This is a genomic window from Streptomyces canarius, from assembly GCF_014650735.1.
In the GTDB taxonomy this organism is placed as follows: domain Bacteria; phylum Actinomycetota; class Actinomycetes; order Streptomycetales; family Streptomycetaceae; genus Streptomyces; species Streptomyces olivaceoviridis.
In genome coordinates this window covers 26018-43108 of sequence record NZ_BMVN01000017.1, presented here as the reverse complement: position 1 = coordinate 43108, position 17091 = coordinate 26018, and the positions used below count along the sequence as shown (strand labels likewise).

The following is a 17091-nucleotide window of genomic DNA, read 5'->3' as shown; positions in this document are numbered from 1 at the left end:
ACAATGCCGTACACCCTGCTCCGCGGATTCCCGGCCGGATGCCGTAAACATCAGGGAAACTCCTGGTCAGGCACGCGCCCCGGCTCTAGGATGGCGCGCTCCGGCCATCCTTCGCGGTCACCGCCCCGCCGGGACCGCCCGACCCCGCGCCGCACGCACGCCCCCCTCCGGCGCAGTGACGATGGACTCCCACAGCTCTCAGGCATCCCAGCCATCCCAGTCACCTCATCCACCTCACAGTTTCCAGGTCGACCTGCGTGGTCTGGTGGACCTGCTCTCCCATCACCTCTACTCCAGCCCCAAGGTCTATCTGCGCGAGCTGTTGCAGAACGCCGTGGACGCCGTCACCGCCCGCCGGGCCGCCGAACCGGACGCCCCGGCGCGGATCCGGCTGTACGCGGCGGACGGCGGGCTGCGGGTGGAGGACACCGGTGTCGGGCTCACCGAGCCGGACGTGCACAGCCTGCTGGCGACCATCGGCCGCAGCTCCAAGCGGGCCGAGGGCCTGGAGGAGGCCCGGTCGGACTTCCTCGGCCAGTTCGGCATCGGGCTGCTGGCCTGTTTCGTCGTCGCCGAGCGGATCCGGGTGGTCAGCCGCAGCGCCCGCACGCCCGGGGCCCCGCCGGTGGAGTGGACCGCCCGGGACGACGGCTCGTACACCGTGCGCACGCTGCCCGACGCCGAGCGGCCCGAGCCGGGTACGACCGTGTACCTGACCGCGCGGGCCGGTGCGGCCGAGTGGCTGGCGCCGGAGCGGGTCCGCGACCTGGCCCGGGACTTCGGCTCGCTGCTGCCGTACGACGTGCGGGTCGGCGACGAGTCCGTCACCGAGCTGCCCGCGCCCTGGGACCGCGCCCATCCCAGTCCGGCCGGCCGGCGGGTGGCGCTGGCCCGGCACTGCCGTGAGCTGTTCGGGTTCACCCCGCTGGACTCCATCGACCTCGACGTGCCGGTGGCCGGGGTCCGCGGGGTGGCGTACGTGCTGCCGTCGGCGGTCAGCCCGGCCCAGCGGGCGACCCATCGTGTGCACCTGAAGGGCATGCTGCTCACCGAGCGGGCCGAACAACTGCTGCCGGACTGGGCGTTCTTCGTGCGCTGCGTCCTGGACACCGACAGCCTGCGGCCGACCGCCTCGCGCGAGTCGCTGTACGAGGACGAGACGCTGGCCGCCGTGCGGGACGCGCTCGGGACGCGGATCCGGTCCTGGCTGACCGGGCTCGCGGCCGGTGATCCGGAGCGCCTCGCGGCCTTCCTCGCCGTGCACCACCTGGGCGTGAAGTCCCTCGCCCGGCACGACGCCGGCATGCTGCGCACGATGCTGCCGTGGCTGCCGTTCGAGACGACCGACGGGCAGCTCCCGCTGGAGGAGTTCGCGCGGCGGCACCCGGTGGTGCACTTCACGCGGACGGTCGAGGAGTACCGGCAGGTCGCGCCGATCGCCGCCGCGCAGGGCGTCGGGGTGGTCAACGGCGGTTACACCTACGACAGCGAGCTGGTCGAGGCGCTGCCGCGGGTGCGGCCGGGGACGGTGGTCGCCGAGCTGGACGCGGACACCGTGACCGCGCACCTGGACGCGGTCGACCCGGCGGAGGAGCTGGCGCTGTCCGGGTTCCTGGCCGCCGCGCGGGACCGGCTCGACCCGCTGGGCTGCGACGTCGTCCTGCGGGCCTTCCATCCGCTGGTCGTGCCCGCGCTGCACCTGGACGACCGGTCCGCCCGGCACGAGCAGGCCCGCGCGGTGGCCGAGGAGCAGGCCGACGACCTGTGGGCGGGCATCCTGGGCTCGCTGCGCGGCAGCGCCCCGCGCGCGCGTCTGGTCCTCAACCACCTCAACCCGCTGGTCCGGCGGATCGGCTCGCTCGGCGACCCGGAGCTGATCGGAACCGCGACCGAGGCGTTGTACGGACAGGCCCTGCTGATGGCGCGGCGCCCGCTCAGGCCGGCCGACTCGGCACTGCTCAACCGGGCGTTCATCGGGCTGCTCGAATGGGCGACCCACGGGGAGGGGGACGGACGATGAGTGAGATCACCGACTTCGACGCGCTGCGCCGGGCGCTGGCGGAGAACTCCGAGCAGCCGGAGGGCCCGGCCCGCAACGCGCGCGCGGAACAGCTGCTCGCCGAGGCCGAGAAGCTGGACATCCCGCTCGCCGTGATCGAGGCGCTCGGGCACCAGCTGAAGGTCTACAACTACAGCTCCGAGAAGGACAAGATGTTCGTCCCGTTCGCGCGGCTGCTGCGCATGTGGGACGAGCGGCCCGAGGACTTCGACGCGTACGAGACGCACTCGCTGTACTGGGTCTTCAAGTGGATGTCGGCGGGCATGCTGGACCAGCCGCACATCCCGCTCGCCTCGGTCGAGAAGTGGCTCGGCGAGATGGAGCACCGCTACCGGCTCGCCGGGCACTCCGAACGGGCCGTGCGCAGCGCCGAGTTCAGCGTGGCCGCGCACATCGGGGACGTCGCGCGCGCGGAGCGGGCGTACGCGGCGTGGCTGGCCGCCGACCGGGACCGGATGGCCGACTGCCACGCCTGCGAGCTGCGCGGGCAGGGCGCCTGGCAGGCGCGGTGCGGGCGGGACGCCGAGGCGCTCCGGCTGTGGCGGCCGGTGCTGGAGGGCGAGTTCGCGTGCGCCCACGAGCCGCACAACGTGCTCGCCTCCTCGCTGGCCCCGCTGCTGCGGCTGGGCCGCGTCGAGGAGGCGCGCGCGCACCACCTGCGGGGCTTCCGGCTGGTGCGGTCCATGGAGAGCATGCGGGGCGCGTACGCCGATCATGTGGAGTTCTGCGCACTGACCGGGAACGAGGCGCGCGGTCTGGAGCTGCTGGCGGAGCGGCCGGCGTACTTCACGGACACCGGGCATCCGCGCAGCCGGCTGGACTTCCTGGCCGTGGTGACGCTGCTGATGGACCGGCTGACCGAGCTGGGGCACGGCGGGCAGCGGGTGCCGGGGCCGGCCGGACGGACCTGGACCGCGCGGGAACTCGCCGCGCACGCGCGCGCGGAGGCGACGGAGCTCGCCGAGCGGTTCGACCGGCGCAACGGCACGTCCGCCGTCGGCGACCGCGTCCGCGCGCGCATCGCCCAGCGCCCGCTGGTGGACCGCCTCCCGCTGGGCGTGCGTACGGTACGTCCCGCGCCGGCGCCGGTGGTCACCCCCTTGCCGCCGGCGACCCCCGCCGAACCGGACCTGTCCGCCCTGCTCGCCGCGGCGCGGCGCCTGTCGGACACCCTGCGACCCCAGGCCCTGGAGGCATGGGCGGCGGTCGCACGGGCCGCGCCGGACGGCGCCGGCCTCACACCACGCGACCGCGCGGAGATCGCCGACCACGAGGCGATGGCCCGGGGACCGGAGGGGCTGGAGCTGTTCGAGCGGGCGGCGGCCCTGTACGCGGAGGCGGGCGACCCCGGCGAGGCCCTGGCGGCACGCGCGCGCGGGGCGTACATCCGCGCCCTGACGGGCGAGCCGGACACGGCCCTCACCACGGTCACCTCCCTGTACGACGAGGCACTCGCCCTGTACGCCGACGAGGGCACCGGAGTACGCCAGACGGCGTCGGTGGCGATGAGCCGGGCCCGGGTACTGATGCGCCGGGTGCACGAGACGGTGGGCGGGGGCGGCGCGGGCCAGGAGTTCGAGGAGTTCACCGGGGCGGGTTCCGGGGAGGCCGTCTCGGAGACCGGGCCCGGCGTCGCTGAGGCTGAGGTTGCCGTGCGGGAGGTGTTGGCGCTCGTCGGCGGGCATGGTGGCGGTGACGTGCGGTTGGCGGCGCGGGGTGCCGAGGCATGGGCCATGCTCGGCGAGTTGGCCGGGGTGACCGGGGACGCCGGACGGGCGGCGGAGCTGTTCCGGCGGGCCGCCGGCACGTACGTGGCCGCCGGTCTTCCCTGGTTCGCGCTGGAGTACCAGGTGCAGGTCGCCGCCCTGGCCCACCAGGCCGGTGACCTGGCCGGGGCCGAGGGGGCGCTGCGGGCGGCCCTGGAGCACGGCGCGCCGTACGTGGAGCCGGTCGGACGGGCCCAGTTGCACCTTCAGCTCGCCGAGGTGCTCGGTGGCCGGGACGCGCCCGGTGAGGCGGCCGAGCACGCGCTGGAGGCCGCGCACTGGGCCGACGAGGCCGGTGAGAGCGGCACCCTGGGCGCCTGGGCGCGGCACCGACTCGGCGGGTACCTGCTGCGCCGGGGCCGGTACGCGGAGGCCGCCGAGGTGCTGGAGTCCGCCCTGGCCGACCTCTGCGCCGACACGCACGGCGACGGGACGGTCGTCCAGGCCCGCTGGTGGCTCGGGGACTGCCTGGGCGAGTTGGGCGAGCACCGGGCCGCCGCCGAACAGCGGCTCAAGGCCGCCGACCTCGCGCGGCACTGGCCCGAGCAGCAGGACCACGCCACGCTCGCCCACCTCGCCGCCGAGTCACTGGGCAACGCCGGGCTGGCGGCGGAGGCGGACCGCGCGTACGCGCGCGCGGGCGAACTGTGGCGCGCGCTCGGCAACACCCCGTTCCTGGTCCGTTCGCTGCGCGCCCGCGCCTGGCTCGCCCTCGACGGCGAGCCGGGGGCGGCGGACGCCCACGCGCTGATGACCCGGGCGGTCCGGGAGTGCGAGTCGGCGCTGGCGGTGGCGCAGGAGGCGGACCGGGAGGAGCTGGCCACCGAACTGGGCGGCACCTACCGGCAGTTCGCGGAGCTGCTGGCCCGCTCGGCGTCCGAGGCATCCGAGGAGACCGAGGAGACCGAGGGGACCGAGGACCCGGCGGTCCAAGCCGCGTTCGAGGCGGCGCTGGAACAGATGACCCGGGCCGTGGCGGTGTTCGCGACGCTCGGCGCGGCCGGGCTGCACCACCGTACCGGTGCCGAACTGGCCGCGGGCCGGCTGGAGGCGGACCTCGGCCGTCCGGCGCGGGCAGCGGCACGCGCGCGTGGAGTGCTCGCGGCCTACGAGGGCGCGGGTGAGGGGGACGGGACGGTCCTGGCCCGGCGGGAAGAGGCGGCCTGCTTGCTGGAGGCGGCACAGGAGCAGGCGGAGGAGGAGGCCGAGCGGGGCTGAGCCGTCCCCGCCGTCACTCCACGCCGATGAGCAGCAGCGCCCCCTGCCGGCCGCCCCGGTACACCACCGTGTCCACGGCCAGGTAGGACTCCCGTACGCGTGCCTCCAGCTGCGCGGCGACGGTCTCGGGCGCCTCGTCGCCGATGACGAGCGTGACCAGTTCGCCGCCGGCCTGGAGCATGCGGTCCAGGAGGGTGCGGGCGGTGGCGGTGACGTCCGCGCCGATCACCGCGACATCGCCGTCGATCAGGCCGAGCACGTCCCCGGCCTGGCAGATGCCGGCCGTCGTCCAGGACTGGCGCTCGGCGACGACGACTTCGGCGTACCGGGTGGCGCCCGCCGCCGAGGTCATCTGGACGACGTCCTCGTCGAACCGGCGCCCCGGCTCGTGCACCGCGAGCGCGGCGATGCCCTGGACCGCCGAGCGGGTCGGGATCAGGGCCACGCGGATGCCCTCGGTGCGGGCCTGTTCTGCCGCAGCGGCGGCCGTGTGGCGCAGGTCGGCGTCGTTGGGCAGCAGCACGACCTCCCGCGCGTGGGCCCGCCGTACCGCCTGCACCAGCTCCCCGCTGGCGGGCGGCTCGCCGGGGCGCGCGAGGACGGTGGTGGCGCCCGACTCGGCGTACAGCCCGGCCAGCCCCTCGCCCGGTACGACGGCGACGACCGCCCGCTGGGCACGCTCGCGCGGCGGGCGCTCGCGGCCGGTGTGCACATCGCCGAGCCCGAAGTGGGTGATCCGGATCCGGTACGGTCGCCCGGCCTCCACGCCGGCCTCCACGGCGGCGCCGGCGTCGTCGACGTGCACATGGACGTTCCACAGCCCGTCGCCGCCGACCACGACCAGGGAGTCCCCGAGGGCGTCGAGCCGCGCGCGCAGCCGGGCCACGGCCGCGTCGCCGGCCTCCAGGAGGTAGATCACCTCGAACGCCGGTCCGCCGGGTCCGGCCGCGTCGGCGCATCGCTCGGTGGCCGCCACGCGCGCGTGCGCGGGTGCGTCGCCATCGGAAGCGGATGCGGGTACGGACACGGCTCCCTGGGGCCGCGGGATCTCCCGCAGCAGGGACTCGCGTACCGAAAGCTCACGTCCCGGAAGTTCGCGTGCCGGAAGCTCACGTCCCGGAAGCTCACGTGCCGGAAGTTCGCGTACCGGAGGCTCCCGTACCGCCTCCCCCGTGAACGCCTCCACCAGCGCCCCCAGCACCGCCACCAGCCCCCGGCCGCCCGCGTCGACCACGCCGGCCCGCGCCAGCACGGCGAGCTGGCCCGGGGTCGCCGCGAGGGCCGCCCGCGCTCCCTCGTAGGCGGCCCGCGCGACCGTCCGGCAGTCGCCCTCGGCTCCCTCGGCGGCGTCGGCGGCGGCCGAGGCGACCGTGAGCACCGTGCCCTCGACGGGGCGGGCGACGGCCTGCCGGGCGGAGTCGGCGGCCCGGCGCAGGGCCAGTCGCAGCCCCGGGCCGTCGATGTGAGAGGCGTCACCGTCGTCCGCGAGCACCTGTGCCATCCCGCGCAGGAGCTGCGCGAGGATCGTCCCCGAGTTGCCCCGGGCCCCGATCAGCGCCCCGTGGGCCATGGCCCGGACGGCGTCCGCCAGCGCGGGCTCCCCGGAGCCGGTCTCGTACCCGGCGAACACCGCCTCCACGGCCGTCGCCGCCGACTCCAGGGTCAGGTACAGATTGGTCCCGGTGTCACCGTCCGCCACCGGATAGACGTTGATCGCGTCGATCTCCTCACGGGCCCTGCCCAGGGCCCGGAGCGCCAGACCGCACCAGGTGCGCACCGCGAGAGCATCGAGAAACGTCTGCGGTACCTGCGTCACCTGCGCCTCCTTGAGCTGGCTTGACGTGGGACGCAGCGTAGACCCCGGACCGGTGTCCTCCGGAAGAGGGCCGGGGACGGGGGTCTGAGCTGCCATGGTAGTTTCGTTGTACGGGCGCAGTCGTTGTATGCTGCTCCGGTTGCCCGATCCGATCGGGCCATTCCCCTGGCAGCGCCACTCAAGATTCAGGTCTTATAGGATCTCGATTCCCGGCATGCCGGGATCAACCGTAAGTGCATCTGAAGTCTTTGGAGTGACCCGTGGCTGCCAACTGCGACGTCTGCGGCAAGGGGCCGGGCTTCGGCAACAACATCTCGCACTCGCACCGCCGTACGTCCCGCCGCTGGAACCCGAACATCCAGCGTGTGCGTACCGTGGTCGGCGGGACGCCGAAGCGCGTGAACGCTTGCACCTCGTGCATCAAGGCCGGCAAGGTCTCGCGCTGACGCTACAGCTGAGCGCGCGGCCACTGCCTGGTTCGCTGCACTGAGCCGGTCCACCCCCGGGTGGGCCGGCTTTTTGCCGTACCCCCGTGAGCGCGGCGTGAGTGCGGCCCATGAACGGCCGCCGCCTGCCAGGATCCACGGAACGCGCTTCGGCATCCTGGGCCCGGTCGAGATCCGCACCGACGACGGCACTCCCCTCGACCCCGGCGGCCCCCGGCCCCGCGCCCTGCTCACGCTGCTGCTGCTCGACGCCGGCCGCGCGGTGTCCGTGGAGCGCCTGCTGGACGGCCTGTACGACGCCGAGCCGCCCGCCGGGGTTATGGGCGCGCTCCAGTCGCTGGGCATCACGGGCGAGGTGCTGGTGCCGGTGCCGCCGTTGCCCGAGGAGCCGGCCGTACGGCTGCTGCTGGACCGCGCGCGGGCTGTGCGGCCCGATTTCGACGGCCACGCGCGCGTGGCGGAGACCTGCCGGGCGCTGGACGGGCTGCCGCTGGCGATCGAACTGGCGGCGGCCCGGCTGCGCACCCTCTCGGTGGACGAGCTGGCGGACCGGCTGCACGACCGGTTCCGGGTGCTCGCGCGCGGGGACCGGGCCAAGGCGCCCCGGCACCGCACGCTGCGCGCGGTGGTGGAGTGGAGCTGGGAGTTGCTGGACGCGGCGGAACGGGACCTGGCGAGCAGGCTGACCGTCTTCGCGGGCGGGGCCACGCTGGCCGCCGTGGCTGCCGTCTGCGGGGTGCCGTACCCGGAGGATCCGCTGGCGTCCCTGGTCGAGAAGTCGTTCCTGGAGATGTCCGACGGGCGCTACCGGATGCTGGAGACGATCCGCGCCTTCGCCGCCGAGTCACTCACGGGTCCCCGAAGCCGGACGCCATTCCCACCGACCCCCGGCAACCGGGCACCACCCCCGCCGGCCCCCAAGGGCCCGGCACCACGCCCGGCGAGCCGTCCGCCGGTGCCCGCCGGCTGCGCGCCGCCCACGCCGCCTACTTCCTGCGGCTGGCCGAGCACGCCGAGCCGCTCCTGCGCGGTGGTGGGCAAATGCCCTGGCTGGGGCGGCTGGCCGCCGAGCAGGGCAATCTCGACGCGGCCCTGCGGCATCTGACCGGGACGGCCCCGCAGGACGCTCTGCGGCTGACGGTCGCGCTGACCTGGTTCCGGCGGCTGCGCGGCCTGCACGGCGACCGCGTGCCGGGCGCCCGGGCCCTGCTCGCGGCGGTGGGCGAGGAGCCGCCGCCCGGCCTGGCCGACTGGCCCTGGCGGGCCGCGAGCACCGGGTCGCGCTGGCCGCCTGCGAGAGCCGCGTCCGGGGCTTCGCCAGGGGCTGCCGGAAGATCTCCGGCAACGCGGGGCCGTTCTTCGCCCCGGCCACCGAGCGGCGCATCCGCAGCCGGGACCGGATGTACCGGCTGCTCGGCTCCCGGCCGCCGGCCGGCTTCTTCAAGCGGCTGACGGAGAGGGCGGCGACCGCGATCGAGCTCCGGGACTACCCCGCCTGACCTCGGCGACTACCCCGCCTGACCAGGGCGAGCGCCCACCCGTGGTCCACGGGACCGATCCCGGCGCCGAGGGCGAACCCGGCGGCGATGGCCCCGGTGACGTACTCCTTGGCCGCCGCGACCGCCTCCGGCACGGGCTGTCCCTGGGCCAGGCCGCAGGCGATGGCGGAGGCGAGGGTGCAGCCGGTGCCGTGGGTGTGCCGGTTGTCGTGCCGGGGCGCCCGCAGCAGGTGGACCTCGGAGCCGTCGGTGAGCAGGTCCACCGCGTCGCCCGCCAGGTGTCCGCCCTTGACCAGCACCCAGCGCGGCCCGAACTCCAGCACGGCCGCGGCGGCCCGTCGCAGATCGTCCTCCGACTGGACGCGGACGCCGGTGAGTTGGGCCACCTCGTCCAGGTTCGGGGTGGCCACGGTCGCCACCGGCAGCAGCTTCGTCCGTACGGAGTCCAGGGCGGAGGCGGCCAGCAGCGGGTCGCCGTGCTTGGAGACGCCGACCGGGTCCACCACGGCCGGTGCGTCCGTGCCGGAGATCAATTCGGCGACCGCCTCGACCAGTTCGGCGGAGGCCAGCATGCCGGTCTTCACGGCCTGGACGCCGATGTCGTCCACGACGCTGCGGTACTGGGCCCGGACCGCCTCCACGGGCAGCTCCCAGGCACCCTGCACCCCCACGGAGTTCTGCGCGGTGACGGCGGTGAGCACGCTCATGCCGTGCACGCCGAGCGCGAGCATCGTCTTCAGGTCGGCCTGGATGCCGGCGCCGCCGCCGGAGTCCGAGCCGGCCACCGTGAGCACCCGGGGGATCATGACTCGATGTCCCCGAAGTGGTCCCAGCCGCCCTTGCTGGTCCAGGGCGCCCCGTCGACGGTCACCTGGGGCAGTGCGGAGGGGTTGAGGACCTCGCCGATGACCTTCCAGCGGGCCGGGAGCTTGACGTCCGGCGGGAAGGTGGCCACGATCGCGTGGTCCTCTCCCCCGGTCAGCACCCACTGGAGCGGGTCCACGCCGACGGCCTGTCCGATGTCGTTCATCTGCGTCGGGATGTCGATCGCGCCGGAGCGGATGTCGATGCGGACCTTGCTGGCCTCGGCGATGTGCCCGAGGTCGGCGATCAGACCGTCGCTGACGTCGCACATCGCGGTGGCGCCGAGCGCGGCGGCGGCCGGGCCCGCGTGGTACGGCGGCTCGGGGCGCCGGTGGGCCTCCACGAAGGCGCGGGGCGAGCGGAAACCGCGGACGAGCACCGCGTACCCGGCCGCGGACCAGCCCAGCCAGCCGGTGACGGCCACGAGGTCGCCGGGCTGGGCGCCCGCGCGCGTGACGGGCTCCTGGTTGCGCAGATCGCCGAGCGCGGTGATCGACACCATGATCGTGTCGCCGCGTACGACGTCCCCGCCGACCACGGAGGCGCCGGCGACCTGGCACTCGTCGCGCAGGCCGTCCATGAGCTCGGTCGGCCAGGTGACCGGCAGCTCCGCGGGGACGACCAGGCCGAGCAGTAGCGCGGTCGGCACGGCGCCCATGGCGGCGATGTCCGCGAGGTTCTGCGCGGCGGCCTTGCGGCCGACGTCGTAGGCCGTGGACCAGTCGCGGCGGAAGTGCCGGCCCTCCAGCAGTATGTCGGTGCTCGCCACCACCCGCCGGTCGGGCGCGGCGACCACCGCGGCGTCGTCGCCGGGGCCGACCCGGACCACCGGGGTGGTGGTGAGACGGGAGGTCAGCTCCCGGATGAGCCCGAACTCACCTAGCTCACCCACTGTGCCCTTCATTGCCTCAAGCCCCTTCTGTGCCTCGCCACGCCCGGTCGCGCGTCACCAGTGTCCCCGATACGGTCGAGGTGACCGTCAACTTCCGTCGTGCCTGCACCCTGGCGCGCAAGCCCGGTTCCCGCAGGTCTCCCCTCGGGGAGCGGCGACGCGATACCGTGGCGTTCCTTTCCCCCACATGATCCTCGTGGCCGCCCTGGAGGTTCCGTGGTACAGGCGTACATCCTGATCCAGACGGAGGTCGGCAAGGCGTCGACCGTCGCCGAGACGATCAGCAAGATTCCCGGAGTGATCCAGGCCGAGGACGTGACGGGGCCGTACGACGTCATCGTGCGCGCCCAGGCCGAGACGGTCGACGATCTCGGTCGCATGGTGGTCGCCAAGGTCCAGCAAGTGGACGGCATCACGCGCACCCTGACCTGTCCGGTGGTGCATCTGTAGCCCCCGTCTACGCTTGGCCGGTGAACATCTTCCGTCACCGGCCCCTCGCCCTGCTCGCGCCGGCCCTGCTCATCGCGGTCGCGGGCTGTTCCACGGCAGACGACAGCGGCACCGTGGCGGTTCCCACCCCAGACGCGCGGACCGCCCCGCTCTGCCGGGACCTGGACAAGGTCCTGCCGCGGACGGTGGACGGGCGGACCCGCGCCGACCCCGAGCCCCGGTCCGCCTACACGGCGGGCTGGGGAAGCCCGGCGATCATACTGCGCTGCGGCGTCGTCCGGCCGCCGAAGATGATCGATGCCAAGGTGGCGCAGGGTGACGACCCGAACGCGATCGGCGGCGGGGTGAACGGCGTCGACTGGCTGATGGAGAAGCAGGGCGACGGCACCTGGCGGTTCACCACGTCCAATCGCCGGGCGTACGTGCAGGTGACCCTGCCGGAGAAGCTGTCCGGGCCGGACGACAGCGCCCAGGTGATGACGGACCTGGCGCCGGCCGTGAAGAAGGCGATCCCGAAGGGGATCGCCTCCATGCGCGGATGAGACCCGGCGGGGTCAGCGCAGCCCCGTCGAGCGGCGCAGCGCCGCCTGCACCAGGCGGTCCACCAGCTCGGGGTAGCTGATCCCGCTCGCCTGCCACATCTGCGGGTACATCGAGATCGGCGTGAAGCCGGGCATCGTGTTGATCTCGTTGATCACGAACTCGTCGTCCTCGGTGAGGAAGAAGTCCGCGCGGACCAGGCCCTCGCAGGAGGTCGCCTCGAACGCCTCGACGGCGAGCCGGCGCACCTCGGCGGTCTGCTCCTCGGTGAGCGGGGCCGGGACGACGCCGGGCGTGGAGTCGATGTACTTGGCCTCGAAGTCGTAGTACGCGTGCGCGTCCGGCGGCGGGATCTCGGCCGGGACGGAGGCGCGCGGGCCGTCCTCGAACTCCAGGACGCCGCACTCGATCTCACGGCCGCGCAGGGCCGCCTCGACCAGGATCTTCGGGTCGTGGGCCTGCGCCTCGGCGATCGCCTCGTCCAGGCCGGACAGGTCGTCGACCTTGGTGATGCCGATGGACGAGCCCGCGCGCGCGGGCTTCACGAACAGCGGCCAGCCGTGCTCGCCGGCGAAGTCGACGATCTTCTTGCGGGCGGCGGACTCGTCCCGGGCCCACTCGCGGGGCCGGATCACCAGGTACGGGCCGACCTTGAGCCCGTAGGAGGTGAAGATCCGCTTCATGTACTCCTTGTCCTGGCCGACGGCCGAGGCGAGCACGCCGGAGCCCACGTAGGGCACCCCGGACAGCTCCAGCAGGCCCTGGAGGGTGCCGTCCTCGCCGTAGGGGCCGTGGAGCACCGGGAAGACCACGTCGACCTCGCCGAGCGCCTTGGGCACGGAGCCGGGCTCGCTGTAGACGACCTCGCGGTTCGCCGGGTCGACGGGGAGCACCACGCCGCCCTCGTTCGACTCCGCCAGCTCCGCCACGCTGGGGGTGCGGCGGTCGGTGATGGCCATCCGCTCCGGCTCGTCGGCCGTCAGCGCCCAGCGGCCGTCCACGGTGATGCCGATCGGCAGGACGTCGTACTTCGTCCGGTCGATGGCCTTGAGGACGGCGCCGGCGGTGACCACGGAGATCCCGTGTTCGGAGCTGCGCCCGCCGAACACGACGGCCACGCGCGGCTTGCGCGACGGCTGCTCAGGGCTGTGGGGAAGGTTCTCGGTGCTCATATCGCGTTGAGAGTACCCGTAGGTAGCGCCCAAGTCAGCGCGCGCTCCCGGGCTGTCGCTCAGCGTCGCACGGACGGTCGCTCACCGTCGTGCCGAACCTCTCCCGAGCGGACTCGACGCCTTCCCCGGGCCCAGCGTCTCCCGGGGTCGGCGTCTGCCGGGCTCAGTGCCTCTCGGGCTTGGCGCTGCGCGCCATCAGTTCCTTCAGCGCGACGACGGGTGACTTGCCCTCGTGCACGATGCTGACGACCGTCTCGGTGATCGGCATGTCGACCCCGTGCCCGCGGGCCAGATCCAGCACGGACTCGCAGGACTTGACGCCCTCGGCGGTCTGCTTGGTGACCGCGATGGTCTCCTCCAGGGTCATGCCCTTGCCGAGGTTGGTGCCGAAGGTGTGGTTGCGGGACAGCGGCGAGGAGCAGGTGGCCACCAGGTCGCCCAGGCCCGCGAGTCCGGAGAAGGTCAGCGGGTCGGCGCCCATCGCGAGGCCGAGCCGGGTGGTCTCGGCGAGGCCGCGGGTGATGAGCGAGCCCTTGGCGTTGTCGCCGAGCCCCATGCCGTCGGCGATCCCCACCGCGAGCCCGATGACGTTCTTGACCGCGCCGGCGAGTTCGCAGCCGACCACGTCGGTGTTGGTGTACGGCCGGAAGTACGGCGTGTGGCAGGCCGCCTGGAGCCGCTGGGCGACCCGCTCGTCGGTGCAGGCCACGACGGCCAGGGCGGGCATGCGGGCGGCGATCTCGCGGGCCAGGTTGGGTCCGGTGACGACCGCGATCCGGTCGGCGCCGACCTTGGCGACGTCCTCGACGACCTCGCTCATCCGCATGGTGGAGCCGAGTTCGACGCCCTTCATCAGGGAGACGAGGACGGTGTCCGGGGCGAGCAGCGGGGCCCACTCGGCGAGGTTGGCGCGCAGGGTCTGGGAGGGGATGGACAGGACCGTGAAGTCGGCGCCGGCCGCGGCCTCGGCCGGGTCGGTGGTGGCCCGGACGTTCTCGGGGAGTTCGACGCCCGGCAGGTAGTCGGGGTTGATCCGGGTGGTGTTGATCGCCTCCGCGACCTCCGGCCGGCGGGCCCACAGGGTGACCTCGCAGCCGGCGTCGGCGAGCACCATGCCGAAGGCGGTGCCCCACGAACCGGCGCTGAAGACCGCCACCCTTACCGGTGCGCTCACTTGCTCTGCCCTTCCACTTGCCGGCCCTCCGCCTGCGCCTGGGTGCGGCGGCGCTGCTCGATCCGCTCACGGCGCGGGTCGTAGGGCGTCTCGGGCGCCTTCTCGCCGCGGATCTCCTCCAGCAGGCGGGTGATGGCCGCCATGATGACCTCGGTGGCCTCCTTCAGCACCTCCGGGGTCATCTCCTGGCCGTAGAAACGGGAGAGGTCCACGGGGGGTCCCGCGAGCACGTGGTGCGTCTTGCGCGGGAAGAGGTTCGGCTTCTTGGCGTACGGCGGCAGCAGTTCGTTGGCGCCCCACTGCGCGACCGGGATGACCGGGCACTTGGTCTGGAGGGCGACCCGGGCGGCGCCGGTCTTGCCGGTCATGGGCCAGCCGTTCGGGTCGCGGGTGAGGGTGCCCTCGGGGTAGAACGCGACGCACTCGCCGCGCTCCACGGCGTCGATCGCGGCCCGGAAGGCGCTGAGGGCGTCCGTGGACTCGCGGTAGACGGGGATCTGCCCGGTGCCGCGCATGGCGGCTCCCACGAATCCCTTCTTGAAAAGCCCGCTCTTCGCCAGGAATCGCGGGACCCGTCCGGTGTTGTACTGATAGTGCGCGTACGCGAAGGGGTCCACGTGGGAATTGTGGTTCACCGCGGTGATAAATCCGCCCTCGGTCGGAATGTGCTCCATTCCACGCCAGTCCCGCTTGATCAGAACCACCAGCGGCGGTTTGCAGATCACCGCGGCGAAGCGGTACCAGAAGCCGATTCTGCGGCGGGACACAAGGACACCTTCCTCTAGGGCTGCAACCCCGGCGGCGGGGGCCGCACAAGTGTGGCCCCGGGCCGCCGGTCTGTCGAGGACACCGTACGCCCCGCCCCCCGCGGCACCAGATGGCGCGGGGGACAATGAGCGCGACGAGAGAGGGACGGTACGCCGGTGCAGTGGACCTTGGTCATCCCCCTGAAGCCCCTGGCCCGGGCCAAGAGCAGGCTCGCGGACACCGCCGACGACGGGGTGCGCCCGGGCCTGGCACTGGCGTTCGCGCAGGACACGGTGGCCGCGGCGGTGGCCTGTCCGGCGGTGGCGGATGTGGCGGTCGTCACGGACGACGAACTGGCCGGCCGGGAGCTCGCGGCGCTGGGCGCGCGGATCGTGCCGGACTCGCCCGGCAGCGGCCTGAACGCCGCGCTGGCGCACGGCGCGGCCGTCGTACGCGCGACCCGTCCCGGCGCCGCGGTGGCGGCCCTGAACGCCGATCTGCCGGCGCTGCGTCCGGCGGAACTGTCCCGGGTACTGGCGGCGGCCTCGCAATTCCCGCGCGCGTTTCTCGCGGACGCGGCGACATTGGGTACGACTTTGCTGGCGGCGGCCGGCGATCGTGAATTGCGGCCGGCGTTCGGCATCGATTCCCGTTCCCGCCACCGGGCCTCCGGCGCGGTGGAACTCGCGCTCACCGGGGTGGACTCGGTCCGCCAGGACGTCGACACGGCCGCGGACCTGCGAGCGGCGCTGACACTGGGCGTGGGCCCGCATACGGCGGCGGCGTCGGCGGGACTCCTCATCCCGGGCCCCTGAGGCGCCCCGGAAGGGGCGCGGGGCCCTGTCGGTGTGCGGCTCCGCCGCATGGGCGCGAGCAACCCATGACGGCCCGCGGTCGGCGTACGGCGCGCACCCCCAACGGCGGGCCGCCGCAGGCACTACGCTGGCCGCCATGCAAGCGACCGCATACACCTACGACCCCGAAACCCGCAGCGGCCAGGTGCTCCTCGACGACGGCACCCCGGTCCCCTTCGACGCGGCGGCGTTCGACCGGGGCGGACTGCGGCTGCTGCGCCCGGGGCAGCGGGTGCGGATCGAGACGGAGTCCGCGGGCGGCGCCCTGCGGATCACCCTCGTAACCCTTCAAACCCTCTGACCGTCCTTACACACGCCGCGGGCCGGGCTCCCCAGGGGAGTCCGGCCCGGCGCGTGAATGCCCTGGCGGCCTTACGACGTCGCCTTGCGGGCGGTGGTCTTCTTGGCGGTGGTCTTGCGGGCCGTCGACTTCTTCGCCGGGGCCTTCTTGGCGGTGACCTTCTTCGCCGGAGCCTTCTTGGCCGTCGTCTTCTTGGCGGCGGCCTTCGTCGCGGTGGTCTTGGCGGTCGCCGTGGTCTTCTTGGCGGGAGCCTTCTTCGCCGTGGTCTTCTTCGCGGCGGCGGTGGTCTTCTTCGCCGCCGCCTTCTTCGCCGCGGTACCCGCGGTCTTCTTCGCCGCGCCCGCCGTCTTCTTGGCGGCGGCCTTCTTGCCGGCGGCCTTCGCGATGGTGGGCGGCGGGCCGGACAGGCTGCCCTTCGGCGCCTTCTTGACCGCCACCTCGCCCCCGCGCGGGAGCTTCTTCGAACCGCTCACCAGGTCCTTGAAGCCCTGACCGGCGCGGAAGCGCGGCACGGAGGTCTTCTTGACCCGAACCCGCTCGCCCGTCTGAGGGTTGCGCGCGTAGCGGGCGGGGCGGTCCACCTTCTCGAAGGACCCGAAGCCGGTGACGGAGACCCGCTCGCCCCCGACGACCGCGCGGACGATGGCGTCCAGAACATGATCGACAGCGTCGGCGGCCTGCTGGCGGCCCCCCAACTTGTCGGCAATCGCTTCTACGAGCTGCGCCTTGTTCACGTCTTCCCCTTCGGAGACATCGCCAGAACGAAAGTGTTCAAGCTTTTTCGCACGTTAGGCAGATATATACCGCAAATCAAACACGAAACGGGCTTATCACCCTTGTGCCGCAACGGACTCGGCTGTCCCGGACGGTTCAGCGGTCCTCTTCCGGGATCCGACCCGCGTCGAGATCCGCCGTGAACCGATCGAGCCGCCTTGCCGCGTCGGCGAGATCGTGCTTGGCCGCGGCCGTAATGACCAGCAGCTTCCGGGTCAGCGCCATCCGTACGCCCTCCGGGACTTGCAGTGCGCGCACCCTTGCGTGCGCTTCCTTGAGCTGGTTCGCGACCGCCGTATAGAGGTGCAGTTGGCCGTCGTGTTCCATGCACAGATTGTGCCATCTGGGGCGAGTTGTCGCCTGCGCAGGGTGCAACTACCGCCTCAAATGGCCTTCCAGGCACTTGCGGAAGACACGAACACAGCACTCGCCTACCCGGACAACAGCCTTCGTAACGTGGGAAGTTGAGCGAACCAGGGCAGAGCCGCAGGGCCGTTCGGGTGCAGACATGGCTGTACC

The 17091-nt window shown here is 73.4% G+C and carries 15 protein-coding genes and 1 pseudogene; 8 read left to right on the top strand and 8 right to left on the bottom strand.

Translation table 11 applies throughout. The annotated features are described in order from the left end of the window. The first annotated feature begins 181 nt into the window (after positions 1–181). Entirely contained in the window at positions 182–2020 is a 1839-nt protein-coding gene (locus IE294_RS23700) for an HSP90 family protein (RefSeq protein WP_189889447.1), read from the top strand. Further along, entirely contained in the window at positions 2017–5043 is a 3027-nt protein-coding gene (locus IE294_RS23695; RefSeq protein WP_189889263.1) for a tetratricopeptide repeat protein, read from the top strand. Before IE294_RS23700 ends, IE294_RS23695 begins: the two co-directional genes overlap by 4 nt. A gap of 13 nt (positions 5044–5056) precedes the next feature. Here IE294_RS23695 and fakA read toward each other — a convergent pair whose 3' ends face one another. Beyond that, positions 5057–6859, bottom strand: a complete 1803-nt coding sequence (fakA, locus tag IE294_RS23690; protein WP_189889261.1) for a DAK2 domain-containing protein — start codon at positions 6857–6859, stop codon at positions 5057–5059. Between the two features lie 260 nt (positions 6860–7119). On the opposite strand from fakA, the gene rpmB reads away from it, so the two are divergent. Both rpmB and IE294_RS23680 read left to right on the top strand, forming a co-directional pair. Next, positions 7120–7305 (top strand): 50S ribosomal protein L28, encoded by a 186-nt coding sequence (rpmB, locus tag IE294_RS23685; protein ID WP_003993230.1) that lies wholly within the window; start codon positions 7120–7122, stop codon positions 7303–7305. Between the two features lie 331 nt (positions 7306–7636). Then, positions 7637–8556 (top strand): annotated as a pseudogene (locus IE294_RS23680) (ATP-binding protein); the annotation flags it as partial. A 235-nt stretch (positions 8557–8791) separates the two neighbouring features. Here the strand turns inward: IE294_RS23680 and thiD are convergent. Further along, the gene (gene thiD / locus IE294_RS23670) at positions 8792–9610 is read right to left on the bottom strand and encodes a bifunctional hydroxymethylpyrimidine kinase/phosphomethylpyrimidine kinase (protein ID WP_189889259.1); all 819 of its coding nucleotides are present in this window, start codon (positions 9608–9610) and stop codon (positions 8792–8794) included. Then, on the bottom strand, positions 9607–10572 hold the full coding sequence (locus IE294_RS23665) for a thiamine-phosphate kinase (RefSeq protein ID WP_189818669.1): 966 nt from the start codon (positions 10570–10572) through the stop codon (positions 9607–9609). The genes thiD and IE294_RS23665 overlap by 4 nt, the downstream gene beginning before the upstream one ends. A 204-nt stretch (positions 10573–10776) precedes the next feature. Here IE294_RS23665 and IE294_RS23660 point away from each other — a divergent pair, with 204 nt between their 5' ends. Together IE294_RS23660 and IE294_RS23655 are read left to right on the top strand one after the other, a co-directional pair. Beyond that, positions 10777–11010, top strand: coding sequence for an Lrp/AsnC family transcriptional regulator (locus IE294_RS23660; protein ID WP_014675232.1), 234 nt, complete (start codon positions 10777–10779; stop codon positions 11008–11010). Positions 11011–11030: 20 nt separating this feature from the next. Then, positions 11031–11552, top strand: coding sequence for a DUF3515 domain-containing protein (locus IE294_RS23655; RefSeq protein WP_189889257.1), 522 nt, complete (start codon positions 11031–11033; stop codon positions 11550–11552). Positions 11553–11564: 12 nt separating this feature from the next. Here the strand turns inward: IE294_RS23655 and IE294_RS23650 are convergent, their stop codons facing one another. The 3 genes from IE294_RS23650 to IE294_RS23640 all read right to left on the bottom strand — a co-directional run bounded on the left by IE294_RS23650 (position 11565) and on the right by IE294_RS23640 (position 14663). Continuing rightward, positions 11565–12722 carry a D-alanine--D-alanine ligase family protein gene (locus tag IE294_RS23650; protein ID WP_189889255.1) on the bottom strand — a complete coding sequence of 386 codons (1158 nt, stop codon included), beginning with the start codon at positions 12720–12722 and terminating at the stop codon, positions 11565–11567. Between the two features lie 163 nt (positions 12723–12885). Next, on the bottom strand, positions 12886–13896 hold the full coding sequence (locus IE294_RS23645; protein WP_189889253.1) for an NAD(P)H-dependent glycerol-3-phosphate dehydrogenase: 1011 nt from the start codon (positions 13894–13896) through the stop codon (positions 12886–12888). Beyond that, positions 13893–14663 carry a lysophospholipid acyltransferase family protein gene (locus tag IE294_RS23640; protein ID WP_189818665.1) on the bottom strand — a complete coding sequence of 257 codons (771 nt, stop codon included), beginning with the start codon at positions 14661–14663 and terminating at the stop codon, positions 13893–13895. Before IE294_RS23640 ends, IE294_RS23645 begins: the two co-directional genes overlap by 4 nt. Before the next feature lie 156 nt (positions 14664–14819). Here IE294_RS23640 and cofC point away from each other — a divergent pair, with 156 nt between their 5' ends. Beyond that, positions 14820–15458 carry a 2-phospho-L-lactate guanylyltransferase gene (cofC, locus tag IE294_RS23635; RefSeq protein ID WP_189889250.1) on the top strand — a complete coding sequence of 213 codons (639 nt, stop codon included), beginning with the start codon at positions 14820–14822 and terminating at the stop codon, positions 15456–15458. Between the two features lie 136 nt (positions 15459–15594). After that, on the top strand, positions 15595–15798 hold the full coding sequence (locus tag IE294_RS23630) for a hypothetical protein (protein WP_189889249.1): 204 nt from the start codon (positions 15595–15597) through the stop codon (positions 15796–15798). A gap of 71 nt (positions 15799–15869) precedes the next feature. Here IE294_RS23630 and IE294_RS23625 read toward each other — a convergent pair whose 3' ends face one another. Together IE294_RS23625 and IE294_RS23620 are read right to left on the bottom strand one after the other, a co-directional pair. Then, positions 15870–16532, bottom strand: coding sequence for an HU family DNA-binding protein (locus IE294_RS23625; protein WP_189889247.1), 663 nt, complete (start codon positions 16530–16532; stop codon positions 15870–15872). A 136-nt stretch (positions 16533–16668) separates the two neighbouring features. Further along, the gene (locus IE294_RS23620) at positions 16669–16899 is read right to left on the bottom strand and encodes an SCO5555 family protein (RefSeq protein WP_189889245.1); all 231 of its coding nucleotides are present in this window, start codon (positions 16897–16899) and stop codon (positions 16669–16671) included. Between the last annotated feature and the right edge of the window lie 192 nt (positions 16900–17091).